At 57.5% G+C, this 22,912-nt stretch carries 23 protein-coding genes; 9 read left to right on the top strand and 14 right to left on the bottom strand.

From position 1 onward, the window contains the following. Positions 1–46: 46 nt before the first annotated feature. The 6 genes from rhaS to rhaM all read left to right on the top strand — a co-directional run bounded on the left by rhaS (position 47) and on the right by rhaM (position 6,244). Positions 47–1,033: a rhamnose ABC transporter substrate-binding protein gene (gene rhaS, locus GQR96_RS00335; protein WP_004203661.1), complete on the top strand. Its 987-nt coding sequence runs from the start codon at positions 47–49 to the stop codon at positions 1,031–1,033. 145 nt (positions 1,034–1,178) lie between these two features. Further along, the gene (locus tag GQR96_RS00330; protein WP_004203660.1) at positions 1,179–2,690 is read left to right on the top strand and encodes a sugar ABC transporter ATP-binding protein; all 1,512 of its coding nucleotides are present in this window, start codon (positions 1,179–1,181) and stop codon (positions 2,688–2,690) included. Further along, on the top strand, positions 2,687–3,694 hold the full coding sequence (locus GQR96_RS00325; protein WP_023319423.1) for an ABC transporter permease: 1,008 nt from the start codon (positions 2,687–2,689) through the stop codon (positions 3,692–3,694). The genes GQR96_RS00330 and GQR96_RS00325 overlap by 4 nt, the downstream gene beginning before the upstream one ends. Then, positions 3,691–4,695 (top strand): ABC transporter permease, encoded by a 1,005-nt coding sequence (locus tag GQR96_RS00320; protein WP_065904277.1) that lies wholly within the window; start codon positions 3,691–3,693, stop codon positions 4,693–4,695. Before GQR96_RS00325 ends, GQR96_RS00320 begins: the two co-directional genes overlap by 4 nt. Before the next feature lie 89 nt (positions 4,696–4,784). Further along, on the top strand, positions 4,785–5,933 hold the full coding sequence (fucO, locus tag GQR96_RS00315) for a lactaldehyde reductase (protein ID WP_065904279.1): 1,149 nt from the start codon (positions 4,785–4,787) through the stop codon (positions 5,931–5,933). Beyond that, on the top strand, positions 5,930–6,244 hold the full coding sequence (gene rhaM / locus GQR96_RS00310; RefSeq protein ID WP_017899830.1) for an L-rhamnose mutarotase: 315 nt from the start codon (positions 5,930–5,932) through the stop codon (positions 6,242–6,244). Before fucO ends, rhaM begins: the two co-directional genes overlap by 4 nt. 121 nt (positions 6,245–6,365) lie before the next feature. Here rhaM and GQR96_RS00305 read toward each other — a convergent pair whose 3' ends face one another. The 5 genes from GQR96_RS00305 to GQR96_RS00285 all read right to left on the bottom strand — a co-directional run bounded on the left by GQR96_RS00305 (position 6,366) and on the right by GQR96_RS00285 (position 12,190). Next, positions 6,366–6,959: a maltose acetyltransferase domain-containing protein gene (locus GQR96_RS00305; RefSeq protein WP_017899831.1), complete on the bottom strand. Its 594-nt coding sequence runs from the start codon at positions 6,957–6,959 to the stop codon at positions 6,366–6,368. Between the two features lie 51 nt (positions 6,960–7,010). Beyond that, the gene (locus GQR96_RS00300; RefSeq protein WP_004203654.1) at positions 7,011–8,276 is read right to left on the bottom strand and encodes an MFS transporter; all 1,266 of its coding nucleotides are present in this window, start codon (positions 8,274–8,276) and stop codon (positions 7,011–7,013) included. Between the two features lie 41 nt (positions 8,277–8,317). Continuing rightward, a complete protein-coding gene (locus GQR96_RS00295) occupies positions 8,318–10,441 on the bottom strand; it encodes an alpha-galactosidase (protein WP_004203653.1) in 2,124 nt (707 codons plus the stop codon). 114 nt (positions 10,442–10,555) lie between these two features. After that, a complete protein-coding gene (locus tag GQR96_RS00290) occupies positions 10,556–11,551 on the bottom strand; it encodes a substrate-binding domain-containing protein (RefSeq protein ID WP_032455457.1) in 996 nt (331 codons plus the stop codon). A 90-nt stretch (positions 11,552–11,641) separates the two neighbouring features. Then, positions 11,642–12,190, bottom strand: coding sequence for a helix-turn-helix domain-containing protein (locus GQR96_RS00285; protein WP_002882865.1), 549 nt, complete (start codon positions 12,188–12,190; stop codon positions 11,642–11,644). Between the two features lie 99 nt (positions 12,191–12,289). Between GQR96_RS00285 and GQR96_RS00280 the strand changes: the two genes are divergently transcribed. Both GQR96_RS00280 and GQR96_RS00275 read left to right on the top strand, forming a co-directional pair. After that, positions 12,290–12,949 carry an AzlC family ABC transporter permease gene (locus tag GQR96_RS00280; RefSeq protein WP_032431168.1) on the top strand — a complete coding sequence of 220 codons (660 nt, stop codon included), beginning with the start codon at positions 12,290–12,292 and terminating at the stop codon, positions 12,947–12,949. Then, positions 12,949–13,272 carry an AzlD domain-containing protein gene (locus GQR96_RS00275; RefSeq protein WP_032455455.1) on the top strand — a complete coding sequence of 108 codons (324 nt, stop codon included), beginning with the start codon at positions 12,949–12,951 and terminating at the stop codon, positions 13,270–13,272. The genes GQR96_RS00280 and GQR96_RS00275 overlap by 1 nt, the downstream gene beginning before the upstream one ends. Here the strand turns inward: GQR96_RS00275 and GQR96_RS00270 are convergent. From GQR96_RS00270 to fdhD, 9 genes are all read right to left on the bottom strand, one after another. Next, the gene (locus tag GQR96_RS00270) at positions 13,269–13,862 is read right to left on the bottom strand and encodes a P-loop nucleotide/nucleoside kinase family protein (RefSeq protein ID WP_032455454.1); all 594 of its coding nucleotides are present in this window, start codon (positions 13,860–13,862) and stop codon (positions 13,269–13,271) included. The genes GQR96_RS00275 and GQR96_RS00270 overlap by 4 nt on opposite strands. After that, positions 13,859–14,296, bottom strand: a complete 438-nt coding sequence (locus tag GQR96_RS00265) for a PTS sugar transporter subunit IIA (RefSeq protein ID WP_004203645.1) — start codon at positions 14,294–14,296, stop codon at positions 13,859–13,861. Before GQR96_RS00265 ends, GQR96_RS00270 begins: the two co-directional genes overlap by 4 nt. Positions 14,297–14,305: 9 nt before the next feature. After that, positions 14,306–14,575 carry a hypothetical protein gene (locus tag GQR96_RS00260; RefSeq protein ID WP_064183871.1) on the bottom strand — a complete coding sequence of 90 codons (270 nt, stop codon included), beginning with the start codon at positions 14,573–14,575 and terminating at the stop codon, positions 14,306–14,308. A 59-nt stretch (positions 14,576–14,634) separates the two neighbouring features. Beyond that, positions 14,635–15,477, bottom strand: a complete 843-nt coding sequence (locus GQR96_RS00255) for a class II fructose-bisphosphate aldolase (protein ID WP_049115286.1) — start codon at positions 15,475–15,477, stop codon at positions 14,635–14,637. Continuing rightward, positions 15,464–16,831 carry a PTS sugar transporter subunit IIC gene (locus GQR96_RS00250; protein ID WP_004203642.1) on the bottom strand — a complete coding sequence of 456 codons (1,368 nt, stop codon included), beginning with the start codon at positions 16,829–16,831 and terminating at the stop codon, positions 15,464–15,466. Before GQR96_RS00250 ends, GQR96_RS00255 begins: the two co-directional genes overlap by 14 nt. Beyond that, positions 16,824–17,138 (bottom strand): PTS sugar transporter subunit IIB, encoded by a 315-nt coding sequence (locus tag GQR96_RS00245; RefSeq protein WP_004203640.1) that lies wholly within the window; start codon positions 17,136–17,138, stop codon positions 16,824–16,826. Before GQR96_RS00245 ends, GQR96_RS00250 begins: the two co-directional genes overlap by 8 nt. Before the next feature lie 11 nt (positions 17,139–17,149). Then, positions 17,150–18,130: a 6-phosphofructokinase gene (locus tag GQR96_RS00240; protein ID WP_004203638.1), complete on the bottom strand. Its 981-nt coding sequence runs from the start codon at positions 18,128–18,130 to the stop codon at positions 17,150–17,152. Positions 18,131–18,519: 389 nt separating this feature from the next. Further along, positions 18,520–18,732, bottom strand: a complete 213-nt coding sequence (locus GQR96_RS00235; protein WP_004203637.1) for a YdgH/BhsA/McbA-like domain containing protein — start codon at positions 18,730–18,732, stop codon at positions 18,520–18,522. Between the two features lie 128 nt (positions 18,733–18,860). Next, a complete protein-coding gene (gene fdhD, locus GQR96_RS00230) occupies positions 18,861–19,697 on the bottom strand; it encodes a formate dehydrogenase accessory sulfurtransferase FdhD (protein ID WP_017899836.1) in 837 nt (278 codons plus the stop codon). A 156-nt stretch (positions 19,698–19,853) separates the two neighbouring features. Here fdhD and fdnG point away from each other — a divergent pair, with 156 nt between their 5' ends. Continuing rightward, positions 19,854–22,904 carry a formate dehydrogenase-N subunit alpha gene (gene fdnG / locus GQR96_RS00225; RefSeq protein ID WP_085956538.1) on the top strand — a complete coding sequence of 1,017 codons (3,051 nt, stop codon included), beginning with the start codon at positions 19,854–19,856 and terminating at the stop codon, positions 22,902–22,904. Positions 22,905–22,912 lie beyond the last annotated feature (8 nt).

The raw sequence follows: 22,912 nt of genomic DNA, 5'->3' as shown, positions 1-22,912 counted from the left end.
CCTCACCTGCAAACCCTACAAAACTGACTCATGTGGAGTAAAAGCAATGAAAACAAAGACAAGCTTGATCCTCACCGTTGCCGCCCTGGCGTTGTCCGGTTCCGCCTTAGCAGAAGTTAAAATCGCCCTCGTGGCGAAATCGCTGGGAAATGGCTTCTTCGAAGCCGCCAACGTTGGCGCCCAACAGGCCGCCAAAGAGTTAGGTGATGTCAAAGTGATCTACACCGGCCCGACCACCACCACCGCCGAAGCGCAGATCGATGTGCTGAACGGGTTGATCGCCCAGGGGGTGGATGCGATCGCCATTTCCGCCAACGATCCGGACGCGGTGGTGCCGGTGCTGAAAAAAGCGATGCAGCGCGGCATCAAAGTGGTTTCCTGGGACTCCGGCGTGGCGCCGGCAGGCCGCCAGATCCATCTTAATCCTTCCAATAACGCCTTAATTGGCGAGACCAACGTCAAGCTCGCCGCCGATGCGCTGAAGGCGCTGAACGTGGAGAAGGGGGATGTGGCGGTGTTAAGCGCCACCCCGACCTCCACTAACCAGAATATCTGGATTGAGGAGATGAAAAAGGTGCTGCCGCAGTATCCGTCCGTCAATCTGGTGACCGTAGCCTACGGTGACGATCTGTCGGATAAAAGCTACCGCGAAGCGGTGGGCCTGCTGAAATCATATCCGGATCTGAAAGTCATAGTTTCGCCGTCATCGGTGGGAATTGTTGCCGCCGCGCAGGCGGTGAAGGACCAGGGAAAAATTGGCAAAGTCTATGTCACCGGGCTGGGGCTGCCGTCGGAAATGGCCGGCGCGATCAAGTCTGGCGCCAGCAAAAGCTTCGCCATCTGGAACCCGATTGACCTCGGTTACGCCGCCACCTATCTGGCCGACGATTTAGTCAAAGGCACGGCGACCAAAACCGAAGCCAGTATGGGCAAGCTGGGCAAAGTGAAGCTGGACGCCGAAGGGAATGGCGCGATGGCCGAGCCGTTTGTCTACGATGCGAGCAACATCGATAAGTTCTCGAAAATTTTCTAACCCTTGTTCCCTCACCCCGGCCCTCTCCCAGAGGGAGAGGGGGAACGGCTGGCCCTCTGCGCGATGCGGCCTGCGGGCGCCGTACCATTCCCTTTCCCCTTTGGGGAGAGGGTTAGGGTGAGGGGCGATTTTACGGAGAACTATCATGTCAGCATCAACACCACTGCTGTCGCTGAAGGGGATCACCAAGATTTTTCCCGGTGTGCGCGCCCTTGAGAACGTGCAGCTCGATCTCTGGCCCGGCAAAGTGACCGCCCTCATCGGCGAAAACGGCGCGGGGAAATCCACGCTGGTCAAAGTGATGACCGGTATTTATCAGCCCGAAGAGGGGGAGATCCTCTATAAAGCGATTCCCATTCATCTGCCGACGCCGGAGTCGGCGCACAAGATGGGGATCACCGCCATCCACCAGGAAACCATACTGTTTGACGAACTTTCGGTCAGCGAAAACATTTTCGTCGGCCAGTATCTGTATAAGGGACTGCTCAAAACGCTCGACTGGCCGGCGATGCACCGCCGGGCTGGTGAGATCCTCGCCCGGCTGGAAGTCCAGATCGACCCGCGGGCAACGTTAAAAACGCTCAGCATCGCCCAGCGGCACATGGTGGCGATTGCCCGGGCGCTGGCTTTCGACGCCCAGGCGGTGATCCTCGATGAGCCGACCGCCGCGCTTTCCCAGCATGAAATCCTGGAGTTTTATCACATCGTTGAGCGTCTGAAGCAGGACGGCAAAGCGATCCTGTTTATCTCGCATAAGTTCGATGAAATTTTCGAGCTGGCCGACTATTACACCATCCTGCGCGATGGGGTGTACGTCAGCTCCGGGATGATGAGCGATATTACCGAAGAGCGGATGGTGTCGATGATGGTGGGCCGGGCGATCAGCCAAACCTACCCAAAAGTCGACTGTACCCCAGGGGAAACGGTGCTGGAGGTCAACGATCTTTGTCATCCTACCGAGTTTGCCGATATCAGCTTCAGCCTGCGCAAGGGGGAAATTCTCGGCTTTTACGGCCTGGTGGGCGCCGGACGCACCGAGCTGATGCAGGCGCTCTCCGGCGTAACGCATCCCTCCTCCGGCGAGATCCGACTGAACGGCAGCCCCATGCGCTTTCGCCAACCCGCCGACGCTATCCGCGCGGGCATCGTCTGCGTACCGGAAGAGCGACAGAAACAGGGGGCGATCATCGCCCTGCCTATCGCCCAGAACATCAGTCTGCCGCAGCTGAGCAAGCTCAATCCTAACGGCGTCCTGAACGACGCCCGGGAATGGCGGCTGGCGGACGAGTACGCCTCGCGCCTGCAGGTTAAAGCCTCCAGCTGGCGGCAGCCGGTGGAGACCCTCTCTGGCGGCAACCAGCAGAAAGTGGTGATCGGCAAATGGCTGGCGACCCAGCCCGAGGTGATCATCCTCGATGAGCCGACCAAAGGCATCGATATCGGCTCAAAAGCCGCTGTGCATCAGTTTATGTCCGAGCTGGTCAGCCAGGGGCTGGCGGTGATTATGGTCTCGTCAGAGCTGCCGGAAGTGATGGGCATGGCCGACCGGATTATCGTGATGCATGAAGGGCTGATGGTCGCCGAGTACCGGGCCGGGGAAGCGACGGCGGAAACCATCGTTAGCGCCGCCAGCGGCATCGGCCAGGAGGCAGCATGATGGGACACGCATGGCTGAAGCATCGCGAAGCGCTGCTGGCGCTGGTCATCATTTTGATGATCGGCGCCATTGGCAGCCGGGCGCCGTCGTTCGTTTCACCGGGTAATCTGGTGGAGATGTTTAACGATACCGCCATCCTTATCATTCTCGCCCTCGGACAGATGATGGTGCTGCTCACCAAAGGCATCGATTTGTCGATGGCCGCCAACCTGGCGCTGACCGGGATGATCGTCGCCCTGCTCAATGCCCATAATCCGGGTATTCCGGTGGTAGCGCTGCTGGCGCTGGCAACCCTGCTGGGCCTGCTGATGGGGATGATTAACGGCCTGCTGGTCTGGCGCCTCGGCATTCCCGCCATCGTGGTGACCCTGGGCACCATGAGCATTTATCGCGGCATTATCTTCCTGCTGACCGACGGCGGCTGGGTTAACTCACATCAGATGAGCGCTGATTTTCTCAGTCTGCCGCGCAGCACCCTCCTGGGATTGCCGCTGCTGAGCTGGTGCGCCATCGCCGCGCTGCTGCTGGTGGGTTACTTCCTGCGCTACAGCCGCACCGGCCGGGCCTTGTATACCGCGGGCGGCAACGCGACGGCGGCGTATTACACCGGCATTAACGCCGGGAAAATGCAGTTCGTCAGCTTCTGCCTCTCCGGCGCGCTGGCTGGCTTCTGCGGCTATCTGTGGATCTCGCGCTTCGCCGTCGCCTATGTCGATGTGGCGAACGGCTTTGAGCTGCAGGTGGTCGCCGCCTGCGTGATCGGCGGTATCAGCACCATGGGCGGAAGCGGACGGGTACTGGGCTGCCTGTGCGGCGCGCTGTTCCTCGGGGTCATCAATAATGCCCTGCCGGTGATCGGCATCTCGCCGTTCTGGCAAATGGCGATTTCCGGGGCGGTGATCGTCATGGCGGTGTTGCTTAACGAGCGCGGCAATCGCGGTCACGGGCGGTTAATCCTGCGTAACGCGGCGTTAGCCCGGCAGAAACAAGGGGTGAAATCATGAGCAAGATGATGGTATCTGAAGAGATGAAAAACGCCCCGGCCGCGCCGTCGCCGCTGCGCCGCCTGCTGTGCTGGGAAGGGTTTTTACTGGCGGTGACCCTCGCGGTATTTATCGGCAACGCCCTGGCTTCCCCTTACTTCCTCAATATCTGGAACCTCTCGGACGCGACCTTTACCTTTACCGAGAAGGCGATCGTCGTCCTGCCGATGGCGATGCTGATTATCGCCCGGGAAATCGATCTGTCGGTGGCCTCGACGATGGCGCTCAGCTCAACGGTGATGGGCTTCTGCGCGGCAGCGGGGATGGGCACCCCGCTGCTGGTGGTCATCGGCCTGGGCGTAGGTCTGCTGTGCGGCCTGTTCAACGGCTTGCTGGTGACTCGCTTTAACTTGTCGTCCATTGTGATCACCATCGGCACCATGAGCCTGTATCGCGGCATCACCTATATCCTGCTGGGCGATCAGGCGCTCAACCACTACCCGGAGAGCTTTGCCTGGTTCGGCCAGGGGTACGTGTGGGGGGCGCTCTCTTTTGAGTTTGCGCTGTTTATCCTCCTCGCGGCTGCCTTCACCTTCCTGCTGCATAAAACCAACTTTGGCCGCCGAACCTACGCCATCGGCAATAACCCGACCGGCGCCTGGTACTCCGGGATCAACGTGAAGCGACATAACCTCGCGCTGTTCGCGCTGGTCGGGCTGATGGCCGGGCTGGCGGCGGTCCTGTTGACCTCACGGCTCGGCAGTACCCGCCCCACTTTGGCGATGGGCTGGGAGCTGGCGGTTGTCACCATGGCGGTGCTCGGCGGCGTCAATATTCTTGGCGGTTCCGGCAGCATGCCCGGGGTGATCATCGCCGCCTTTCTGATGGGGCTGGTGACCTTCGGCCTGAGCCTGCTGAACATCCCCGGCATCGTGATGTCGGTGATTATCGGCGCGATGCTGATCGTGGTGATCTCCCTGCCGATTATGGCCCGGCGGATGCTGCAGCGAAGACGATGTTAATTTCCCCCTCGCCCTGGCCCTCTCCCCAAGGGAGAAGGGCGGGATGAGGGGAAACGGATTTCCCAAAATCAACATTAAGGAGAATTATCATGAGTTTTATGTTGGCATTACCTAAAATCAGCCTCCACGGCGCAGGCGCTATCGGTGATATGGTCAAGCTGGTAGCGGGCAAACAGTGGGGCAAGGCGCTGATCGTCACCGACGGTCAACTGGTGAAGCTGGGCCTGCTGGACAGTCTGTTTTCCGCGCTGGATGAACAGCAGATGGCTTATCAGCTGTTTGACGACGTGTTCCCCAACCCCACCGAAGCGCTGGTGCAGCAAGGCTATGCGGCGTACCAGGCGGCCCGCTGCGATTACCTGATCGCCTTCGGCGGCGGCAGCCCGATTGATACCGCCAAAGCGATAAAAATCCTCACCGCCAACCCAGGCCCCTCCACCGCCTACTCCGGCGTCGGCAAAGTGAAAAACGCTGGCGTGCCGCTGGTGGCCATCAACACCACCGCCGGCACGGCGGCGGAGATGACCAGCAACGCCGTGATTATCGATAGCGAGCGTCAGGTAAAAGAGGTGATTATCGACCCGAACCTGATCCCGGATATCGCCGTCGACGACGCCAGCGTGATGCTCGACATCCCACCAGCCGTTACCGCCGCCACCGGCATGGACGCCCTGACCCACGCCATCGAGGCCTTTGTCTCCGTTGGCGCCCATCCCCTGACCGACGCCAACGCCCTCGAGGCCATCCGCCTGATCAACCTGTGGCTGCCAAAAGCGGTAGAGGAGGGACACGATCTGCAGGCCCGCGAACAGATGGCCTTTGGCCAGTATCTGGCGGGCATGGCGTTCAACAGCGCCGGTCTCGGGCTGGTACACGCCCTGGCCCATCAGCCTGGCGCCACCCACAACCTGCCGCACGGGGTGTGCAACGCCATCCTGCTGCCGATCATCGAAAACTTTAACCGCCCGAACGCGGTGGCGCGCTTTGCCCGCGTGGCGCAGGCGATGGGCGTCGATACCCGCGGCATGAGCGATGAAGCCGCCAGCATGGAGGCCATCAACGCCATTCGCGCGCTGAGCAAACGCGTAGGGATCCCCCAGGGCTTCAGCCAGCTTGGCGTCAGCAAAGCCGATATCGAAGGCTGGCTGGACAAAGCGCTGGCCGACCCGTGCGCGCCGTGTAACCCGCGCCCCGCCAGCCGCGATGAGGTACGCGAGCTCTATCTGGAGGCATTATGATCCGCAAAGCCTTTGTGATGCAGGTGAACCCTGACGCGCACGAGGAGTATGCACGTCGCCACAACCCCATCTGGCCGGAGCTGGAGGCGGTGCTGAAAACGCACGGCGCGCACCACTACGCCATTTATCTCGATAAAGAGCGCAACCTGCTGTTCGCCACGGTGGAGATTGAGTCGGAAGCCCGCTGGGAGGCGGTCGCCAGCACGGAAGTGTGCCAGCGCTGGTGGAAATACATGCGCGAGGTGATGCCCAGCAACCCGGACAACAGCCCGCTGAGCGCGGAGCTCAAAGAAGTGTTTTATCTGGCGTGAAACCCGCGACGCCGGAGAGTACTTTCCCCGGCCTCCCCCCATGCGGGCTGGAGGCCGGTTCAACGGCGATAATGCAAAACAGGGGACACGATCCTTTACGCTCCCCTGTTTCTCTCGTCCATCATCCGGGGAAAAGTGCGTATTTGTCTTTATCCGCATCGGTAATTTCTCTTAATACCCGGCAAGGTACGCCAGCGGCAACCACATTCGCCGGTATAGAGCGATTTACCACACTGCCCGCGCCTATGACTGAATTCTGGCCAATCGTTACCCCGGGATTAATAATCACCCCCGTGCCTAACCAGACCCCATCTTCAATCACTACCGGTAATGAAAACTGTTGATGCGTATGGCGCAGCGCGGGGTGGATGGGATGCCCGGCGGTGGAGATAGTGACATTTGGCGCAAACATGACGTTATTGCCGATGATAATGTCCGCATCGTCGACCAGCGTGAGGTTAAAATTGGCATAAAAATTATCACCAATCGTCGTATGGATCCCATAGGCAATATTGATCGGCGGCTCTATCCAGCATTGTTCGCCGACTTTCGCGAACATGCGCTGAATAATATCGTTGCGCAATTCCTGATTAAACGGATGCGAATGATTATATTCATAGGCCCGCGCTTTACCCATCAGCCGCTGCTCCGGCAAGCCATATCCTGCATCCAGGTAAAGCTCACCGCTGTTCATACGTTTTTTCATATCCATCATGACATCTTCCTTCTCTGTCAGGCACCACCCTGTGCCACGGAATGTTGATAATTAAACGGTCATCGCATTATCGCGCAGCGGCTCACTTTTCGCCTTGCCCGCTAACGTAAACGCGGATATTAAGGTGACCGTCAGGGCTATTCCGCCGAGGATCATATAGGTCTCCTGGAAGCCGATCCGATCATACATATTGCCGGCGAAGGCGGAGAGGAAGATCGCCGCCACCTGTTTGGCGAACTGGAAGCCCACCAGATAAATGGTCGCCGACAGCCGGACATCAAACACGCCGGTGATGTATTTAAAGGCGCCCACCAGCAGGAACGGCACTTCCAGCGCATGGAGCATCTTCAGCGCCACCACTTCCGCGGCGGTGGTGGCGAAGGAAGAGCCAATCATTCTGGCCGCCATCACCATCCCGGCGATCAGCAGGGTATTCTTCGCTCCGATGCGGTTAATAATCCACGGCGAGCTGAACATAATGATGGCGTTACATATTTCTCCCGCGGTGGTGGCGAAACCAAAGGCACGGGTGCCTGCTTCCGGGGTCGCAAAGAACGATTTGAAGAAGGTGGCGAACTGCTGATCGAAAACGTCATACACGCAGGCTACGCCGATAACATACAGAATAAACATCCACATCTTCCGCTGACGGAACATGCGCACCGCCGTTTTTAAATCGATCGCCGGGCGATTGGCGCCGAGCGAGTCCATTACCTGCGCGGACTGACTGGCCTGCGGTTTGGCGATAGCCACCAGCACCACCAGCAGCAGCGCGGCGGCCGACCCCATCCAGAACACCCATTCGGGATTAATGCTGAACAGCATGCCGGCGGTGGTGGCGCACAGCGCCCATCCCAGACAACCAAAGGTGCGCGCCTTGCCGTATTCAAACCCGCTGTTGCGGCTTACCCGTTCGATATAGGCCTCCATCGCGCCGGCGCCTGCGGAGAATACAAAGCCGATATAGGCGCCGCCGCTCAGCGCCCCGAGCCAGATGTTGGTTTTCAGCAGCGGCGCGAAAACATAGAGGAAGAAGGGAGCAATCAGCACCAGCAGAACGGTCACGATCCACATCAGATGTTTTTTCAGCCCCAGCTTGTCTGAGATCACCCCGAGAACCGGCTGGAAACAGATGGCGAACAGCGACAGGCTGGAGAAAACGAGGCCGGTTTCAGTTTTATTCAGGCCGATAACATCCGACAGCCAGATCGGCAGAAACGGAAAGCAGGTGGCCATGATGAAGAAGTAGAGAAAGAAGAACAGCCCGAAAATCCAGAAGTTGGGGTTGTTTTTGTGGGTACAGACGGTCGGGTTCATTATATTTTCCTCAAGAAGGGCCGCGACGCGGCCCGATACCATCACACGCGTTGCAGGCCAATCAGAATGGCGCTTTCCGGGTCGAGGATGGGCAGCGCCAGCCCCGCCTGCTGTAGCCACTCACCGCTCACCGTCTGCGGCGTCGTCATCCATGCCGGCAGCTTCCGCATGGTGTGGCCGCCCTCGCCGGTGATCTGAATGTTCGGATGATCGAGGAGCGTCACCTGATAGCGGGCGCTCGCCTCCAGCCCCGCCAGGCGCAGCGGCGCCATCAGGGTGTAGTCCGGCATCGCCAGCTGGCTGACGAGGAAAATCGCCTGCGCTTTATCCGGGCTGACGACGCCATGAGCAAGGGTGGTGGCGTCCGGCATATCCATCCGCCACTGCACGCCGTGATGGATCACGTCGCGCCACTGCTTATGCAGAGCCGCGTATTTCCTATACCCGGCGCGCTCTTCTTCATCGGCGCTCACTGGATCCAGCTCAAGCCCCATATGACCGAACAGCGCCGTCAGGCCGCGGAAGGCGATACTGTGCTGGCGGAAGGTGGCATGACAGTGGCGATTACCGATATGCGCGCCCATCACCTCCGGCGGGAAGAAGTAGCTCATGCCGCGCTGGATGGTGTTGCGCTCAAGGGCGTCATTGTTGTCAGAAGCCCAGAAGCGATGGCTGCGCTTGAGGACTTCATAATCGATACGACCGCCGCCGGAGGAGCAGGATTCAAATTCAATATGCGGGAAGCGGGCCACCAGCGTATCCAGCAGGCGGTAGAACTGGCGAGTCTGCGCATCGGCGGCGGCTTTGCCGTTATGGCCCGGCTGCACCAGCTCACGGTTCATATCCCATTTCACGTAGTCCACCGCGTGTTCGCCCAGCAGCCAGCTCATCCGCTCCAGCAGATAATCAAAGGCTTCCGGAATATTCAGGTTCAGGACAAACTGATGACGCCCGGGAAGCGGCGTATAGCCCGGAAGCGCCAGCACCCAATCAGGGTGTGCCCGATACAGATCGGAATCCGGGTTAATCATCTCAGGCTCCACCCAGATACCGAACTCCATCCCCAGCGATTTCACGTGGTTGATAACCGGCGTCAGGCCGTGGGGGTATTTTTTCTCATCGAGATACCAGTCGCCGAGCGCCGCCCAGTCGTCGTTGCGTCCTTTAAACCAGCCGTCGTCAATGATAAAACGCTCCACGCCCAGGGCCGCCGCTTCATCCGCCATGCGCATGATGTAGTCCGGATCGTGGTCGAAATAGATCCCCTCCCAGGTGTTGAGATGCACCGGGCGCGGCTTGTTGCCCGGGAAGCGAATAATCCGTTCGCGCAGATAACGATGGAACTGCTGGCTCATGCCGTTCAGCCCGTTCGCCGAGTAGCTGGCATACAGGTAAGGCGTCCACAAGGTTTCCCCTTCTGCCAGCGCCATTTCGCCCGGCAGATAGAGCGCCTCGGCCTGCAGATAGCGGCGGCCATCGGTTTTCACCTCCGCCCGCAGGCGATGATTACCGCTCCAGGCCAGATGCACGCCCCAGACTTCACCCTGCATCTCGCTAAAGGCGTGGCTGCCGGTGATCAGGGCCGGGAAATGTTCGTGAGAGGTGCGCCCGCGGCGATTCTCCAGCACAAAGCTGTCGTGCTCCAGGGTCAGGCGGTGAGGCTGAAACTCGCGGATCCAGCGGCCATGGAAAGCCATTACCTCACGAGCGCGTTCGGCGACCGGCAGCGTGACCGCCAGGCGATCCACCTGCCATGGGCTGACGCGCAGATTGGTCACGCCATGGCGCACGCTCAACACACCGCTGGCATCCAATGCGATCTCGCTGTACAAACGCAGGCCGGCATGCGGGTCTTCGCTGACCAGGGTTAGCGTCTGGCCCTCGTGCCGCACTTTGCTGGTGGCGAAAATCGGCGAGGCATCCAGCCCCTGGCGATGGCCTTCAATGCCCGGCGCGCCAAACAGACCATGGCCCAGTTCCGCCATTAAAGTGACCGGGGAATCGACATCGAGGCGGCCATTGGCGACCGGTCGCGTCAGGCTGTCGGCATCCTGCGGCGAAAAGTGGCTTAAATGCGGCCCCCAGTAGATAATTTCGGCGAAAGGGCGGGCTTTGATCACCACGTCAACCGTTGCGCTTTGCAGGCGTATAATCGAATCTGACATTAGACATCTCCATATCAAGGAATGTCTTACTGTTGATCCGAAACGTTTCGGACGCCAACCAAAACGTTTCGGATCCGTGATCGAGTTCAGGAAATTAATCTGTGGAGAGAATTATCAGGCGGTTTCGCCGGGAATGAATTCGGGCTGCCAGAGCACCTGAAGCGAGGTCAGATCTTCGCCGGCAATTAAGCGGCGGACCATCGTGGCTATCTGGCGGCCCACCCCCTGTCGGGTGGATTGAACCACCGCGCCCACCGGGGTGTCGATGATGCTATCCTGCGGCAAACCGTCGTAGACCACCAGTGAGACGCGATCGGCGCCGGTAAGACGTCCGAGCTGAGCCAGGGCCATCGCCGCGCCGTCGCCATGGGTATTGCAGTCGGTGACAATCGCCGTTGGCGGTTCAGGCAAGCGCAGCAGCTCCATCGTTGTCTGAAACCCGCCGCGGCGGGTGGGCGGCACGCTGCGCAGCCAGGTTTCCGCCAGGCCCGCTTCGCGCAGCGCTTCCAGGTAACCGTTGCGGCGTTGGGTAATAAACGCCTGATTATTATTTTCGCTCAGCAGCGCGATGCGCCGGTGCCCCTGGCTAATCAGATGACGGGTGGCGCGATACGTGCCCGCCTGGTTATCGAAATCAAACCAGGCGTAGGGCTGCGGCAGGCGGCTACGGCCCAGCGCGAGAAAAGGAAAGCCGGAAGAGAGCAGCTGAATCAGGCGCGGGTCGTCATCCAGGGTATGCGCGACGATCAACGCATCGACGCGACGGCTCTGCACCATGCGCATATAGCCGTGTTTATCGGCCTGTTCATCATCGGCGATCAGCAGTAAATCAATCTCATAGCGCGCCAGCTCGTGGCTGATTTCTCCCACCATTTCGAGAAAGACGTTGTTATTCAGCGGCGCGGGGCGCACGGGGAAAACGAGGCCAACGGCGTCGATTTTGCCCATTTTCAGGCGACGCGCGAACGTGTTTGGCCGATATCCGCGACGCTGCGCTTCAGCCTCCACGCGAGCACGGGTCTCCTGCGACACATCATCATAGCCGTTTAACGCGCGGCTGACGGTCGTTACCGAGATCCCAAGTTCTTTAGCAATGGCTTTCAGCGACATAGGTATGCCTGTCTTCGCGGAAGAATGCGGCTAGTGTCCCGCAATACGGCTATGGCGTCCAGCGAGAGCGCGACGCCCGCCGGTGCGATGTCAGTTTTGCTCAGCGATCAGCAGGGCCTGCGTATCCGGCTCCAGGGCCTGAAACACATGCTCCTGATCCGCCGGATAGCAGATATAGTCGCCCTCGCCGAGCTCTTCCGGCGCCGACGTCAGCCCTACCCGCGCCCGCCCCTGGGTCACGATAATATGTTCCACCGAGCCTGGCGGATGCGGATGCGAAATGCGGTCGGCGCCGGGCTGGGTGAGCAGCAAATAGATGTCCCGACGCGCGCCGGGTGGACAGGCGGCCAGCAAAATAGCCTGATAGTTCGCCTGCTCCGCCACCACTTTTGTCCCCTCGCCGCGACGGATCACCTGCGTTTTGTTCACCTGCGGCTCAAGCAGCCTGGCAAATGGAATATCCAGCGCTACGCAGAGCGACCACAGCGTTTCCAGACTCGGATTACCGTTGCCGGACTCCAGTTGCGATAGCGTGGATTTTGCGATACCCGCCCGACGCGCGACTTCCGCCAGCGAAAGCCCGGTCCGCGCCCGCTCCCGCACCAGACTTTTGGCGATAACGCTGATTGGCTGTGTCATACCCGCCCCTTGTTTTTTATATCGAACGATTTGTTCGCCTTGAAAAACGATCATTATGTGTTCATTATAATGGAAATTCGTTCGATATGGCTAAGTGATATGAAACAAACTCTCTCCAGTCTCAGCGGAGACACGATAAAAGCGATTGTTTTAGTTTGCCTCGCCGTCGGGGTGGTAGGCATGTCCTATGGGTCGCTGGCGGTGGCTTACGGCTTTCCCTTATGGGTGCCGCTCGTACTTTCGGTGTCCGTGCTGGCGGGCGCCTCTGAATTTATGTTTATCGGTATTGTCGCCAGCGGCGGTAGCCCGCTGGCCGCCGCCGCCGCCGGCCTGTTAGTCAACGCGCGCCATATCCCTTTCGGGGTGACCGTGCGCGAACTGGTTGGTCGGCGCGCCTTAAGCTTTATCGGGTGCCACATTATGAACGACGAGAGCGTGGTCTTTGGCTTGTCGCAGCCCACCCCCGCGCAGCGCAAAGCGGCCTACTGGCTGTGCGGCGCCGGCGTAGCGCTGATCTGGCCTTTGGGTACGCTCACCGGCGCCGCCGTCGGCAAACTGCTGCCGGCGCCGGAAACCATCGGGCTTGACGCGGTCTTCCCGGCAATCCTGCTGGCGCTGGTGATCCCGGCCTTTAAAAACCGTACCACGCTGATCCGCGCCGTCAGCGGCGCCGCGCTGGCGCTTGCTGCCGTGCCGTTTGCGCCTACCGGGCTGCCGGTGCTGCTCTCGTTGTTTGGTTTACTGTCGAGGAAAAAATAATGGGCAATATGACGCTGTTTATCGCCGGTATCGCCATCCTGTCGCTGGGAACCTATCTGATGCGTCTTGGCGGCGCGAAGCTTGGTAATCGGCTGGCATTTTCCGAGCGCTCGCAGGCGCTGCTTTCCGATGCGGCGACGGTGCTGCTTTTTTCCGTCGCCCTGGCCACCACTTTCTATGAAGGCCCGCATTTCGCCGGCATGGCGCGCGTTCTGGGCGTGGCTGTCGCTGTGTTTCTCGCCTGGCGCAAGGTGCCGCTGATCGGCGTGATTATCGCCGCGGCGGTGGTGACGGCGCTGCTGCGGCTGGCGGGTATGTCCTAGGACGGGTAGGCGTAATTCGCCAAACCGGTGCGTTGTCCGCTAATTGTGCCTTCGAGCCAGTGAATAACCGCCGTTATCTCCAGCGGGCGCTGCTGGTCTATCGTCAAAAGGGGCCCTAAAGACATGGGCTGCGCGCGCCCGGCCAGCTGGGCCAGCTCCGGCAGATACTCTTCGCCGGGGTGGCCCGGCGGCCGCGTCGCCAGCCGCGAGGCATAGCGCGCGACCGCCAGCTCGGGGGAGATATGGTTCCAGATCTCAATCACCTGCTCCACGCCCGCCTGCCGCAGCAATTTTTGCAAGGTCTCCCGGGGCTGAAAGCCGAACCAGGCGTCGATCAACCAGACCATACTGGCAGGCGACGCGGCGACAATCGACCAGATCACCTCATACGCCGCACAGCCCAGCTGGCGATTCATTGGCCGGTCGACCGGGGCCAGACGCGCCATAAACGGCTCTTTGATGCCGTCGATCGTCAATACCGGCAGGCTGAAGGTCTCCGCCAGCAAACGGGTGATGGTACTCTTCCCCGAGGCCGGAATGCCGTTGATTAAAATAGCCGTTTTGCAGACTGGGGTCAGATGTCTGTTCATAGTAATGCGACAACCTCCTCCCGGCTGCGGGCCATCCGCAGTTTGGCCATCGTGTCATTGTTATCCAGCAGCGCGACGATGGAGCGGATCCCCTCCTCGATATGCGCATTGCTATCACGGGCGCCAAACATAATGACAATGTCGGCTTTTTCACTGTCCGCAAAGGGAATCGGCTTTTCCAGCAGCACCAGGCTAAAGCAGTTGCGTCTGACGCCGCACTCGGGTCGGGCATGGGGGATAGCAATACCTTCATCGAAGACGTAATAGGCGCCATGGTTCAGGGTATTGTCGATCACCGCCTGGCTATATTCCGTCGAAATAAAGCCTTTTGCCTCCAGCGGGCGGGCAGCCAGCTTTATTACCCGCTGCCAGTCGGACTCCACAACGCCAACCTGAATGGCATCGGCCTCAATAAGCAGTTCTTTTATGGTCATTCTGTATTCCTAAATATTGCGGCGAATAATATTGCGTAAATTATCAATCTGCAGAAACAGCGTATCAATATTCTGCCGGTGGGTGGTGCTTTTGGCATATATGGATAGCGCCCGGTTGTAAGTCAGCATCAATGTTTTTTGCACCTCGCTATTGCCAGGCTGGCGCTGTAGTTCGCCTTCCAGCCTGGCAATCTCCTCCGCCAACTGACGGGACTGTTGATCATAATCCTGCAGCGGGGTTTGCTCTTTTTTCCACAACGTTTTCAATGATTCAAACATAGCAAGTTCCCTCCCTGGCGGAAGACAGGGCAACGAAATAGAGAGTGACGGAGAAAACGTTATTTAAATAACGCCATTTTTTCCATTAAGACTTCAGTGACCGCCTGGTTGGCGGGAATTAAGAATTTCCGTACGCTGTCATTCACTTTCCCTTTCTCAAACGTCGTTTTACAGCGGTCAACCCACTGCACGTTCATTTCCGTCCCGACGTTCACTTTATTAATCCCTTCGGTGACGGCCAGCCGCATATCCTCATCGCTGACGCCGGTACCGCCGTGCAGCACCAGCGGCACGCCGGTCGCCGCGCTAATCTGTTTCAGCCGCTGGTGCTGTATCTGCGCTTTACCGGTGTAGAGGCCATGCACAGTGCCCACCGAGACGGCCAGCATATCGACCTGGGTCTCCTCCACAAAGCGTTTCGCATCTTCGACGGTGGTAAAACAGATATCTTCCGCCGCCACCGCTTTTCCATCCTCTGACCCACCGATCGCCCCCAGTTCGCCTTCTACCGTAATATTGCGCGGGCGGGCCATCTCCACCACTATTCGCGTATTACCGATATTTTCCTCAAGGCTTAAATGTGAGCCGTCGTACATCACCGACGAAAAGCCCGCGTTCATTGCCGTCTCGATGGCCTTAATATCTGAGCAGTGGTCAAGATGCAGACAGGCTGGAATATTTTCACTGTCCGCTAATGAACGCACGGCGTCGACCAGCAAACGATAGCCGAGGTACTCCGCGGTCCCGGTTGAAATTTGGATCATTAACGGGCTGTTGCTGTTTTGCGCGGCTTTGAAAAACGCCGGCAGCATCTCAATACAGTGCAAGTTAAACGAGCCAATCGCTTTAAAATTTCTCGCTTGGGCAATTTTTAAAATCTCATTGAAATTATACAGACTCATGAACATTTTCCCCTTTCGGCTTAGCGGATTTCCCGTTGACAAACCATGCCAGTGCGGCGACAAACACAATAAATAAGGCGACAAAGAGCCAGTTATTCTGGAAGGCGTGGCCTAATACCAGACCCGAGCTGATGACGTCAGAGTCGCTGAAGGTGACGCCCGTAAAGCCATAGCTCTCCAGCATGGGCACCAGAATGGCCGGCAGAAACGTGATAAACAGGCCGTGAATAACCCCGCCGATCATCGCCCCGCGGCGTCCGCCCAGCGCGTTGCCAAAAACCCCTGCCGTGCCGCCGGCGAAAAAGTTGGTTAACAGCCCGGGGAGGATCATCGCCAGACCGAACATCGGGAAAACCAGCATGCCGATAATCGAGCCGACGGTCGTCGCCAGAAATCCGACAATCACCGCATTCGGCGCATAAGGAAACAGTACCGGGCAATCAAGAGCCGGCTTCGCATCCGGGACAATACGCATCGCGATACCGCGAAAGGCCGGCACCAGCTCATTGAGCAATAAACGCACGCCGCTATAGAGGACAAAGACCCCGGCGACAAACTGAATGGACTGCATAAAGGCATACATCAGGTAGTTAATCCCGCCGGAGAACTGCGCGATGTACTGGGGGCCCGCCGCGATAGCCGGGATGAGATACATCGGCACCATCACCACCGCCATGGCCAGATAGGTATCCTGCAGAAACTTAAAGTTATCAGGCAGCTCGAGATCTTCCGTGGAGCGGGAGCCTTTGCCGACGACCTTTGCGACGGCGGCCTGCACCAGATAACCGATGGTACAGAAGTGCCCCAGGGCCACGTCGTCAGATCCGGTAATGCGCCTGACCACCGGCTGCGCCAGGGCCGGCATTAACACCGCCATCACGCCGCCGAAGATGCCCCCGGTTAAAATCAGCGGTACGCCGGTGAGCCCGGACTTATAGCCAATCACGGCGCCGATCGTCGCCATCCACAGCAGCGCCTGGCCGGTCAGGAAAATATATTTAAGCGGCGTCAGACGGGCGATAATAATATTGACGGCAAAGATCACCAGCAGCGTCAGCGCCACTTCCGAACCTAATTCCCGATTCGCTAACCCGGCGATGGCGGCCACATCGGTAATATAGCCTTTCATGCCAAATCCCTGGGTGAAGATATCGTTCAGAAAGGTTAGCGTGGCGACAATGATGTTGATCCCCGCCATCATAATTAAGAAGCCAAGCAGCGTTTTAAACGTCCCTTCCGCGGTTTTGCCCGGCGATTTCTTTTGCAGGATCAGGCCAAGCATGGCAATAAAAGCAATAAGAATGGATGCCTGGCCAAGTAAATCCTTAACGATAAACGCAACGAAGCTATTCATAATCAGCCACCTTCAGATGACGTTCTTTTAAGAATGCGACGATCTTGGTTTCAATTTCCTCTTTATCCGTAAGCTTATTGAGCACCACGACGCGTTTAATTTCCTCTTCAGTGGCATCGGCGGTTAAGATGTCGGCAAAGGTTTTTTGCGTCAAAATCATATCCGATTTAAAGGCTCCGGCTTCGGATACGGTGGTGTGTTCAATATGAGCGGGAATTTCCAGCTTTTTTAAAACTGCCTTCGCCGTCATTTCAATGGCAAAGCTTGAACCGAGGCCGCAGCCACATACGCATAAAATTTTCAGCATGGAGGGTCTCCTCAAATAATATTGAGTTGCTTGGCAAGTTTATAATGATGTCCTTCAGTATCGACCAGACGTTTTTTCATACTGACTAAATCAATCGGAATAGGTTTGTTACTGGAATTAATTATTATGGCTTTATTTTTCATACCTGACTGAATACAGCGAACCACTTCACTGGCCATAATGGTGCCCTGATAAATCTCTTCACAGGTCGGGTCACCGCTGCGTAGGCCATAACCGACAATCGTTTTACGGATTCGGACGCCGATTTGCGGTTCCAGCTGTTTGATCATGGTATCAATCGCTCCCTGAAAGCCGGGAGAGTATTCTTTGGTGTAGCCTTCTGAGCAGAGGATAACGACGCTGTTCTGCGTGCTCAGCTTCCGGGTAATCCGCTCCGCAAGCATGGCCAGCGGCATCTGCGCCTCCGGGATCAGGGCAATATCCGCATTGCATTTAATGGCGGACTGTAACGTTAATTCTCCACAATAACCTCCTAATATCTCAACCATAAAAACCCGCCCCGGCAGCGCTCTTCCGGTATTTCTTAAACGGGAGACTTCTTTAATAATCTGCTCGCAGGCCGTGGAAAAACCAATCGTATAATCACTGCCATACACGTCATTATCGATAGTCATTCCCACGCCAAAGCAATTAATATCAAATTCACTTAGGGTATTGAGAAACTGCAGGCTGCCGTCCCCCCCGGCCATAATAAGCACGTCAATACGCAGCGATTTCAGTTTTTTAGCAATCATTTCATATTCGCTGCGCTGTAGTTTGCGACTGGTTCGTCCGGAGGTAATGATCGGCACCGCGGTAATGGAGAAATCAACCAGATCGCGCCACGCGATATCCTGATGATTTTTCTCCAGCAGGCCAGGAATACCGCCATTAAACAGCGTGATGTCGGCATCAGCCTGCCTGGCAATCTGGAATATAAAATTATTCATTCCCGAAACATCCCCGCCGCTAATAACGATGCCAATTTTCATGACGCCTCCTCGCTCATTTGCCTGACGACATTTTTCCCTGACTGCAAGACTTGTATTTGCAATGGAGATCACATAATGCTTATTAAATTACGTACATGAATAGTTGACAGTCACAACGGCGGGCTTATTTTTGTGACAAAGATCGCACATACAGAGCGTGTTCTTCATCGCTTTTCCTTTTTAATATCTTTATATTTCATAGCGTTAAAATATCGAGATATTCAACAGTGAAGATGTTTCATTGGCGGTAATAATGGGGAGTTAAGAAAAGAACGGAAACGTGAGTACTGCCACATTTTTTTCGCGGCGGTGGGGAATAGTGGCTGTTTTTTGCCGAAACGGAAACAAAAAAAGCGCCCTGAGGCGCTCTTTCGACAGTAGCGTTACGCTTATTTGTTCAGTTCCGCAGTCATATGCACGCGGTTGCCGGTAAACGCTTCGGTAATTTTGTAAGACGACGCGCCTGCTGCCTGGGCCTGTGCGGCGATTTTCGCTTCCGCGCCGTCCATCGTTGCAGCGGTAGCGGTGACGGTTTCAGCGGCGAAGGAAGCAAAAGAGGCGGCCATAGCGATTACTGCGACAAAAGTTTTGATGCTTTTCATGATATAAACCCTTTCATTTAGTTGTTTAGATAAGGCGTTGTGCCTTGATGTGTTAAATAGTAGCCCGCACATCACCAAACAAAAAGCGGAAGGATTTGCTGTCATTATTCAAATTTACTGATTAACTTTTAACCCGCGATCAAACGCTGCGGGTGGGTGTAGATCGTCGCCCTGCCCGGCTTGCAAAAGCCCACCAGCGTCAGGTTGCAGCGCTCGGCGACCTCCACCGCTAAGGTGGTGGCTGCTGATACCGCGAACAGGATCTCGACCCCGCACATCGCGGCTTTCTGCACCATTTCATAGCTGGCGCGGCTGGAGACCAGCGCGGCGCCCTGCTGCCAGCCCTCACCGATTTCCGCCCGCCGGCCCAGCAGTTTATCCAGCGCCACATGCCGGCCGACGTCTTCAAAACCTCCCGCCAGTTCGCCCGTCGACCGGACCCAGGCGGCCGCGTGGGTACAGCCGGTGAGTCGGCCGACCGGTTGAAAGTCGTTAAGATGCGCCAGGGCCTGGTCGAGATTGGCGATATCGAACGTCTGAGTGAACGGCAGCGGTTGAACCGGCTTACCAATATCATTGAGCTGCTCGACGCCGCAGACCCCGCAGCCGGTGCGCCCGGCCAGCGCGCGACGCCGGGCTTTGAGCCCCATAAAACGCCGGCTGGAGAGTTCAATCTGCACCTCAAGGCCGTTGCATACCGACACCACGTCCATGCCGAAAATCTCCCGCCGATGCTCAATAATCCCTTCGGATAAGGAGAAGCCGACGGCGAACTGCTCCAGGTCTTTCGGCGTGGCCATCATCACCACGTGGGAGATACCGTTGTAGACCAGCGCGACCGGTACCTCTTCCGCTAACTCATCTGGCTGAGGATGTTGCAGATCCTCGCGCTTCCAGAGGGAGACCTGGCGATATCCTGTGACATTCGTCACATTTTCGATTTGTTCGAGAGGCTTCTTGTTCACTTTGCTTTAACCGTATTGGAACAGGCATACACACAATGTGGTATTCTGTTTTTATCCCTTCAGGAATGAGGGAAATATGCCCTAATTCTGAACCTTTGCGGCTCTCACCGCAAAGCAAATAACTACATGTGACAATGTCGAAACAAGGAGCGAACCATGCAGGTCAGCAGAAGGCAGTTCTTTAAGATCTGCGCTGGCGGTATGGCGGGAACCACGGCAGCAGCGCTGGGCTTTGCCCCGGCGACTGCGCTCGCGGAGACACGGCAGTACAAATTGCTGCGCACGCGCGAAACCCGTAACACCTGCACATACTGTTCTGTCGGCTGTGGGCTGTTGATGTATAGCCTCGGCGACGGCGCGAAAAACGCCAAAGCATCCATTTTCCATATCGAAGGCGATCCGGATCATCCGGTCAACCGTGGTGCGCTCTGTCCGAAAGGGGCTGGTCTGGTGGACTTTATCCATTCTGAAAGCCGCCTGAAATTCCCGGAATATCGCGCGCCAGGCTCCGATAAATGGCAGCAAATCAGCTGGGACGAAGCGTTCGATCGCATCGCCAAGCTGATGAAAGAGGACCGCGACGCCAACTTTATCGCGCAAAACGACGCTGGCACCACCGTCAACCGCTGGTTGACCACCGGGATGCTGTGCGCCTCCGCCTCCAGTAACGAAACCGGCTATTTAACGCAAAAATTCACCCGCGCCCTCGGGATGCTGGCGGTGGATAACCAGGCGCGTGTCTGACACGGACCAACGGTAGCAAGTCTTGCTCCAACATTTGGTCGCGGTGCGATGACCAACCACTGGGTGGATATTAAGAACGCCAACCTGATCGTGGTGATGGGCGGTAACGCCGCTGAAGCGCATCCGGTGGGATTCCGCTGGGCGATGGAAGCCAAAATCCATAACGGTGCCAAACTCATCGTTATCGATCCGCGCTTCACGCGTACAGCGTCGGTGGCTGATTTCTATACCCCGATTCGTTCCGGTACCGACATTACCTTCCTGTCGGGCGTGATCCTGTATCTGCTGAATAACGAAAAATTCAACCGCGAATACACCGAAGCCTACACCAACGCCAGCCTGATCGTGCGTGAGGACTACAGCTTCGACGACGGGCTATTCAGCGGCTATAACGCAGAAAAACGCCAGTACGACAAAACCAGCTGGAACTATGAGCTGGACGAAAACGGCTTCGCCAAACGCGATACTACGCTGCAGCATCCGCGCTGCGTCTGGAACCTGCTGAAGCAGCACGTTTCCCGTTATACCCCGGATGTGGTCGAAAACATCTGTGGTACGCCGAAGGCCGACTTCCTCAAAGTCTGTGAATACATTGCTGAAACCAGCGCGCCGGATAAGACCGCGTCGTTCCTGTACGCTCTCGGCTGGACCCAGCACTCCATCGGCGCGCAGAACATCCGCACCATGGCGATGATCCAGCTGCTGCTGGGCAACATGGGGATGGCGGGCGGCGGCGTCAACGCCCTGCGCGGCCACTCCAATATCCAGGGTCTGACCGACCTCGGCCTGCTCTCCACCAGCCTGCCGGGCTACATGTCGCTGCCTAACGAAAAACAGGCCGACCTGCAGACCTACCTGACGGCTAACACGCCGAAGCCGCTGCTGAAAGACCAGGTCAACTACTGGGGCAACTATCCGAAGTTCTTCGTCTCCATGATGAAAGCCTTCTTCGGCGATAAAGCGACAGCAGAAAACAGCTGGGGCTTTGACTGGCTGCCGAAGTGGGATAAGAGCTACGACGTTCTGCAGTACTTCGAGATGATGAATCAGGGCAAAGTGAATGGCTATATTTGCCAGGGCTTTAACCCGGTCGCCTCGTTCCCGAACAAAAACAAGGTCGTCGCTTCCCTGTCGAAGCTGAAGTTCCTCGTGACCATCGACCCGCTCAATACCGAAACGTCCACCTTCTGGCAAAACCACGGTGAGTCGAACGATGTTGACCCGTCGAAAATCCAGACCGAAGTGTTCCGTCTGCCGTCCACCTGCTTCGCCGAAGAGAACGGGTCTATCGTCAACTCCGGCCGCTGGCTGCAGTGGCACTGGAAAGGCGCGGACGCCCCGGGGATCGCTGTCACCGATGGCGAAATCCTCGCCGGTATCTTTACGCGCCTGCGTAAGATGTATGCCGAAGAGGGTGGCCCGGCGCCAGAGCCAGTGCTCAACATGACGTGGAATTACTCCACGCCACACGAGCCGGCGTCGGAAGAAGTGGCGATGGAAAGCAACGGTAAAGCGCTGGCGGATATTACCGACCCGGCGACCGGCGCGGTGATCGTCAAGAAAGGGCAGCAGCTGAGCTCCTTCGCACAGCTACGCGACGACGGCACGACCTCCAGCGGCTGCTGGATCTTCGCCGGAAGCTGGACACCGGAAGGCAACCAGATGGCGCGCCGCGATAACGCCGATCCGTCCGGTCTGGGCAATACGCTGGGCTGGGCCTGGGCATGGCCGCTCAACCGCCGCATCCTGTATAACCGCGCCTCCGCGGACCCACAGGGTAAACCGTGGGATCCTAAACGTCAGTTGCTGAAGTGGGACGGCGCGAAATGGGGCGGCGTGGATATTCCGGACTACAGCGCCGCCGCGCCTGGCAGCGACGTCGGTCCGTTTATCATGCAGCCGGAAGGGATGGGCCGTCTGTTCGCTATCGATAAGATGGCGGAAGGACCGTTCCCGGAACACTACGAGCCGTTTGAAACGCCGCTCGGGACTAACCCGCTGCACCCGAACGTGGTCTCTAACCCGGCCGCTCGCGTCTTCAAAGGCGATCTCGAGCAGATGGGCAAAGCGGAGAAATTCCCGTACGTCGGCACCACTTACCGCCTGACCGAACACTTCCACTACTGGACCAAGCACGCGCTGCTTAACGCCATCGCGCAGCCGGAGCAGTTTGTGGAGATCGGTGAAAAACTGGCGAATAAGCTTGGCATCAGCCATGGCGATACCGTCAAGGTCTCCTCCAACCGCGGCTACATCAAGGCCAAGGCGGTGGTGACCAAACGTATTCGCACGCTAAAAGTTGACGGTAAGGATATCGATACCATCGGCATTCCTATTCACTGGGGCTATGAGGGCGTGGCGAAAAAAGGCTTTATAGCCAATACCCTGACGCCGTTCGTCGGTGATGCGAACACGCAGACGCCGGAGTTCAAAGCTTTCCTCGTGAACGTGGAAAAGGTGTAACGGAGACG

Source organism: Klebsiella sp. PCX, from assembly GCF_021869705.1.
GTDB classification, from domain to species: domain Bacteria; phylum Pseudomonadota; class Gammaproteobacteria; order Enterobacterales; family Enterobacteriaceae; genus Klebsiella; species Klebsiella quasipneumoniae.
This window is presented reverse-complemented; position numbering and strand designations above follow the sequence as displayed.

What these genes read in the sequence shown, in the direction of transcription:
- rhaS (WP_004203661.1), top strand. Translation starts at nt 47, where the DNA reads ATGAAAACAAAGACAAGCTTGATCCTCACCGTTGCCGCCCTGGCGTTG.
- GQR96_RS00330 (WP_004203660.1), top strand. Translation starts at nt 1,179, where the DNA reads ATGTCAGCATCAACACCACTGCTGTCGCTGAAGGGGATCACCAAGATT.
- GQR96_RS00325 (WP_023319423.1), top strand. Translation starts at nt 2,687, where the DNA reads ATGATGGGACACGCATGGCTGAAGCATCGCGAAGCGCTGCTGGCGCTG.
- GQR96_RS00320 (WP_065904277.1), top strand. Translation starts at nt 3,691, where the DNA reads ATGAGCAAGATGATGGTATCTGAAGAGATGAAAAACGCCCCGGCCGCG.
- fucO (WP_065904279.1), top strand. Translation starts at nt 4,785, where the DNA reads ATGAGTTTTATGTTGGCATTACCTAAAATCAGCCTCCACGGCGCAGGC.
- rhaM (WP_017899830.1), top strand. Translation starts at nt 5,930, where the DNA reads ATGATCCGCAAAGCCTTTGTGATGCAGGTGAACCCTGACGCGCACGAG.
- GQR96_RS00305 (WP_017899831.1), bottom strand. Translation starts at nt 6,959, where the DNA reads ATGATGGATATGAAAAAACGTATGAACAGCGGTGAGCTTTACCTGGAT.
- GQR96_RS00300 (WP_004203654.1), bottom strand. Translation starts at nt 8,276, where the DNA reads ATGAACCCGACCGTCTGTACCCACAAAAACAACCCCAACTTCTGGATT.
- GQR96_RS00295 (WP_004203653.1), bottom strand. Translation starts at nt 10,441, where the DNA reads ATGTCAGATTCGATTATACGCCTGCAAAGCGCAACGGTTGACGTGGTG.
- GQR96_RS00290 (WP_032455457.1), bottom strand. Translation starts at nt 11,551, where the DNA reads ATGTCGCTGAAAGCCATTGCTAAAGAACTTGGGATCTCGGTAACGACC.
- GQR96_RS00285 (WP_002882865.1), bottom strand. Translation starts at nt 12,190, where the DNA reads ATGACACAGCCAATCAGCGTTATCGCCAAAAGTCTGGTGCGGGAGCGG.
- GQR96_RS00280 (WP_032431168.1), top strand. Translation starts at nt 12,290, where the DNA reads ATGAAACAAACTCTCTCCAGTCTCAGCGGAGACACGATAAAAGCGATT.
- GQR96_RS00275 (WP_032455455.1), top strand. Translation starts at nt 12,949, where the DNA reads ATGGGCAATATGACGCTGTTTATCGCCGGTATCGCCATCCTGTCGCTG.
- GQR96_RS00270 (WP_032455454.1), bottom strand. Translation starts at nt 13,862, where the DNA reads ATGAACAGACATCTGACCCCAGTCTGCAAAACGGCTATTTTAATCAAC.
- GQR96_RS00265 (WP_004203645.1), bottom strand. Translation starts at nt 14,296, where the DNA reads ATGACCATAAAAGAACTGCTTATTGAGGCCGATGCCATTCAGGTTGGC.
- GQR96_RS00260 (WP_064183871.1), bottom strand. Translation starts at nt 14,575, where the DNA reads ATGTTTGAATCATTGAAAACGTTGTGGAAAAAAGAGCAAACCCCGCTG.
- GQR96_RS00255 (WP_049115286.1), bottom strand. Translation starts at nt 15,477, where the DNA reads ATGAGTCTGTATAATTTCAATGAGATTTTAAAAATTGCCCAAGCGAGA.
- GQR96_RS00250 (WP_004203642.1), bottom strand. Translation starts at nt 16,831, where the DNA reads ATGAATAGCTTCGTTGCGTTTATCGTTAAGGATTTACTTGGCCAGGCA.
- GQR96_RS00245 (WP_004203640.1), bottom strand. Translation starts at nt 17,138, where the DNA reads ATGCTGAAAATTTTATGCGTATGTGGCTGCGGCCTCGGTTCAAGCTTT.
- GQR96_RS00240 (WP_004203638.1), bottom strand. Translation starts at nt 18,130, where the DNA reads ATGAAAATTGGCATCGTTATTAGCGGCGGGGATGTTTCGGGAATGAAT.
- GQR96_RS00235 (WP_004203637.1), bottom strand. Translation starts at nt 18,732, where the DNA reads ATGAAAAGCATCAAAACTTTTGTCGCAGTAATCGCTATGGCCGCCTCT.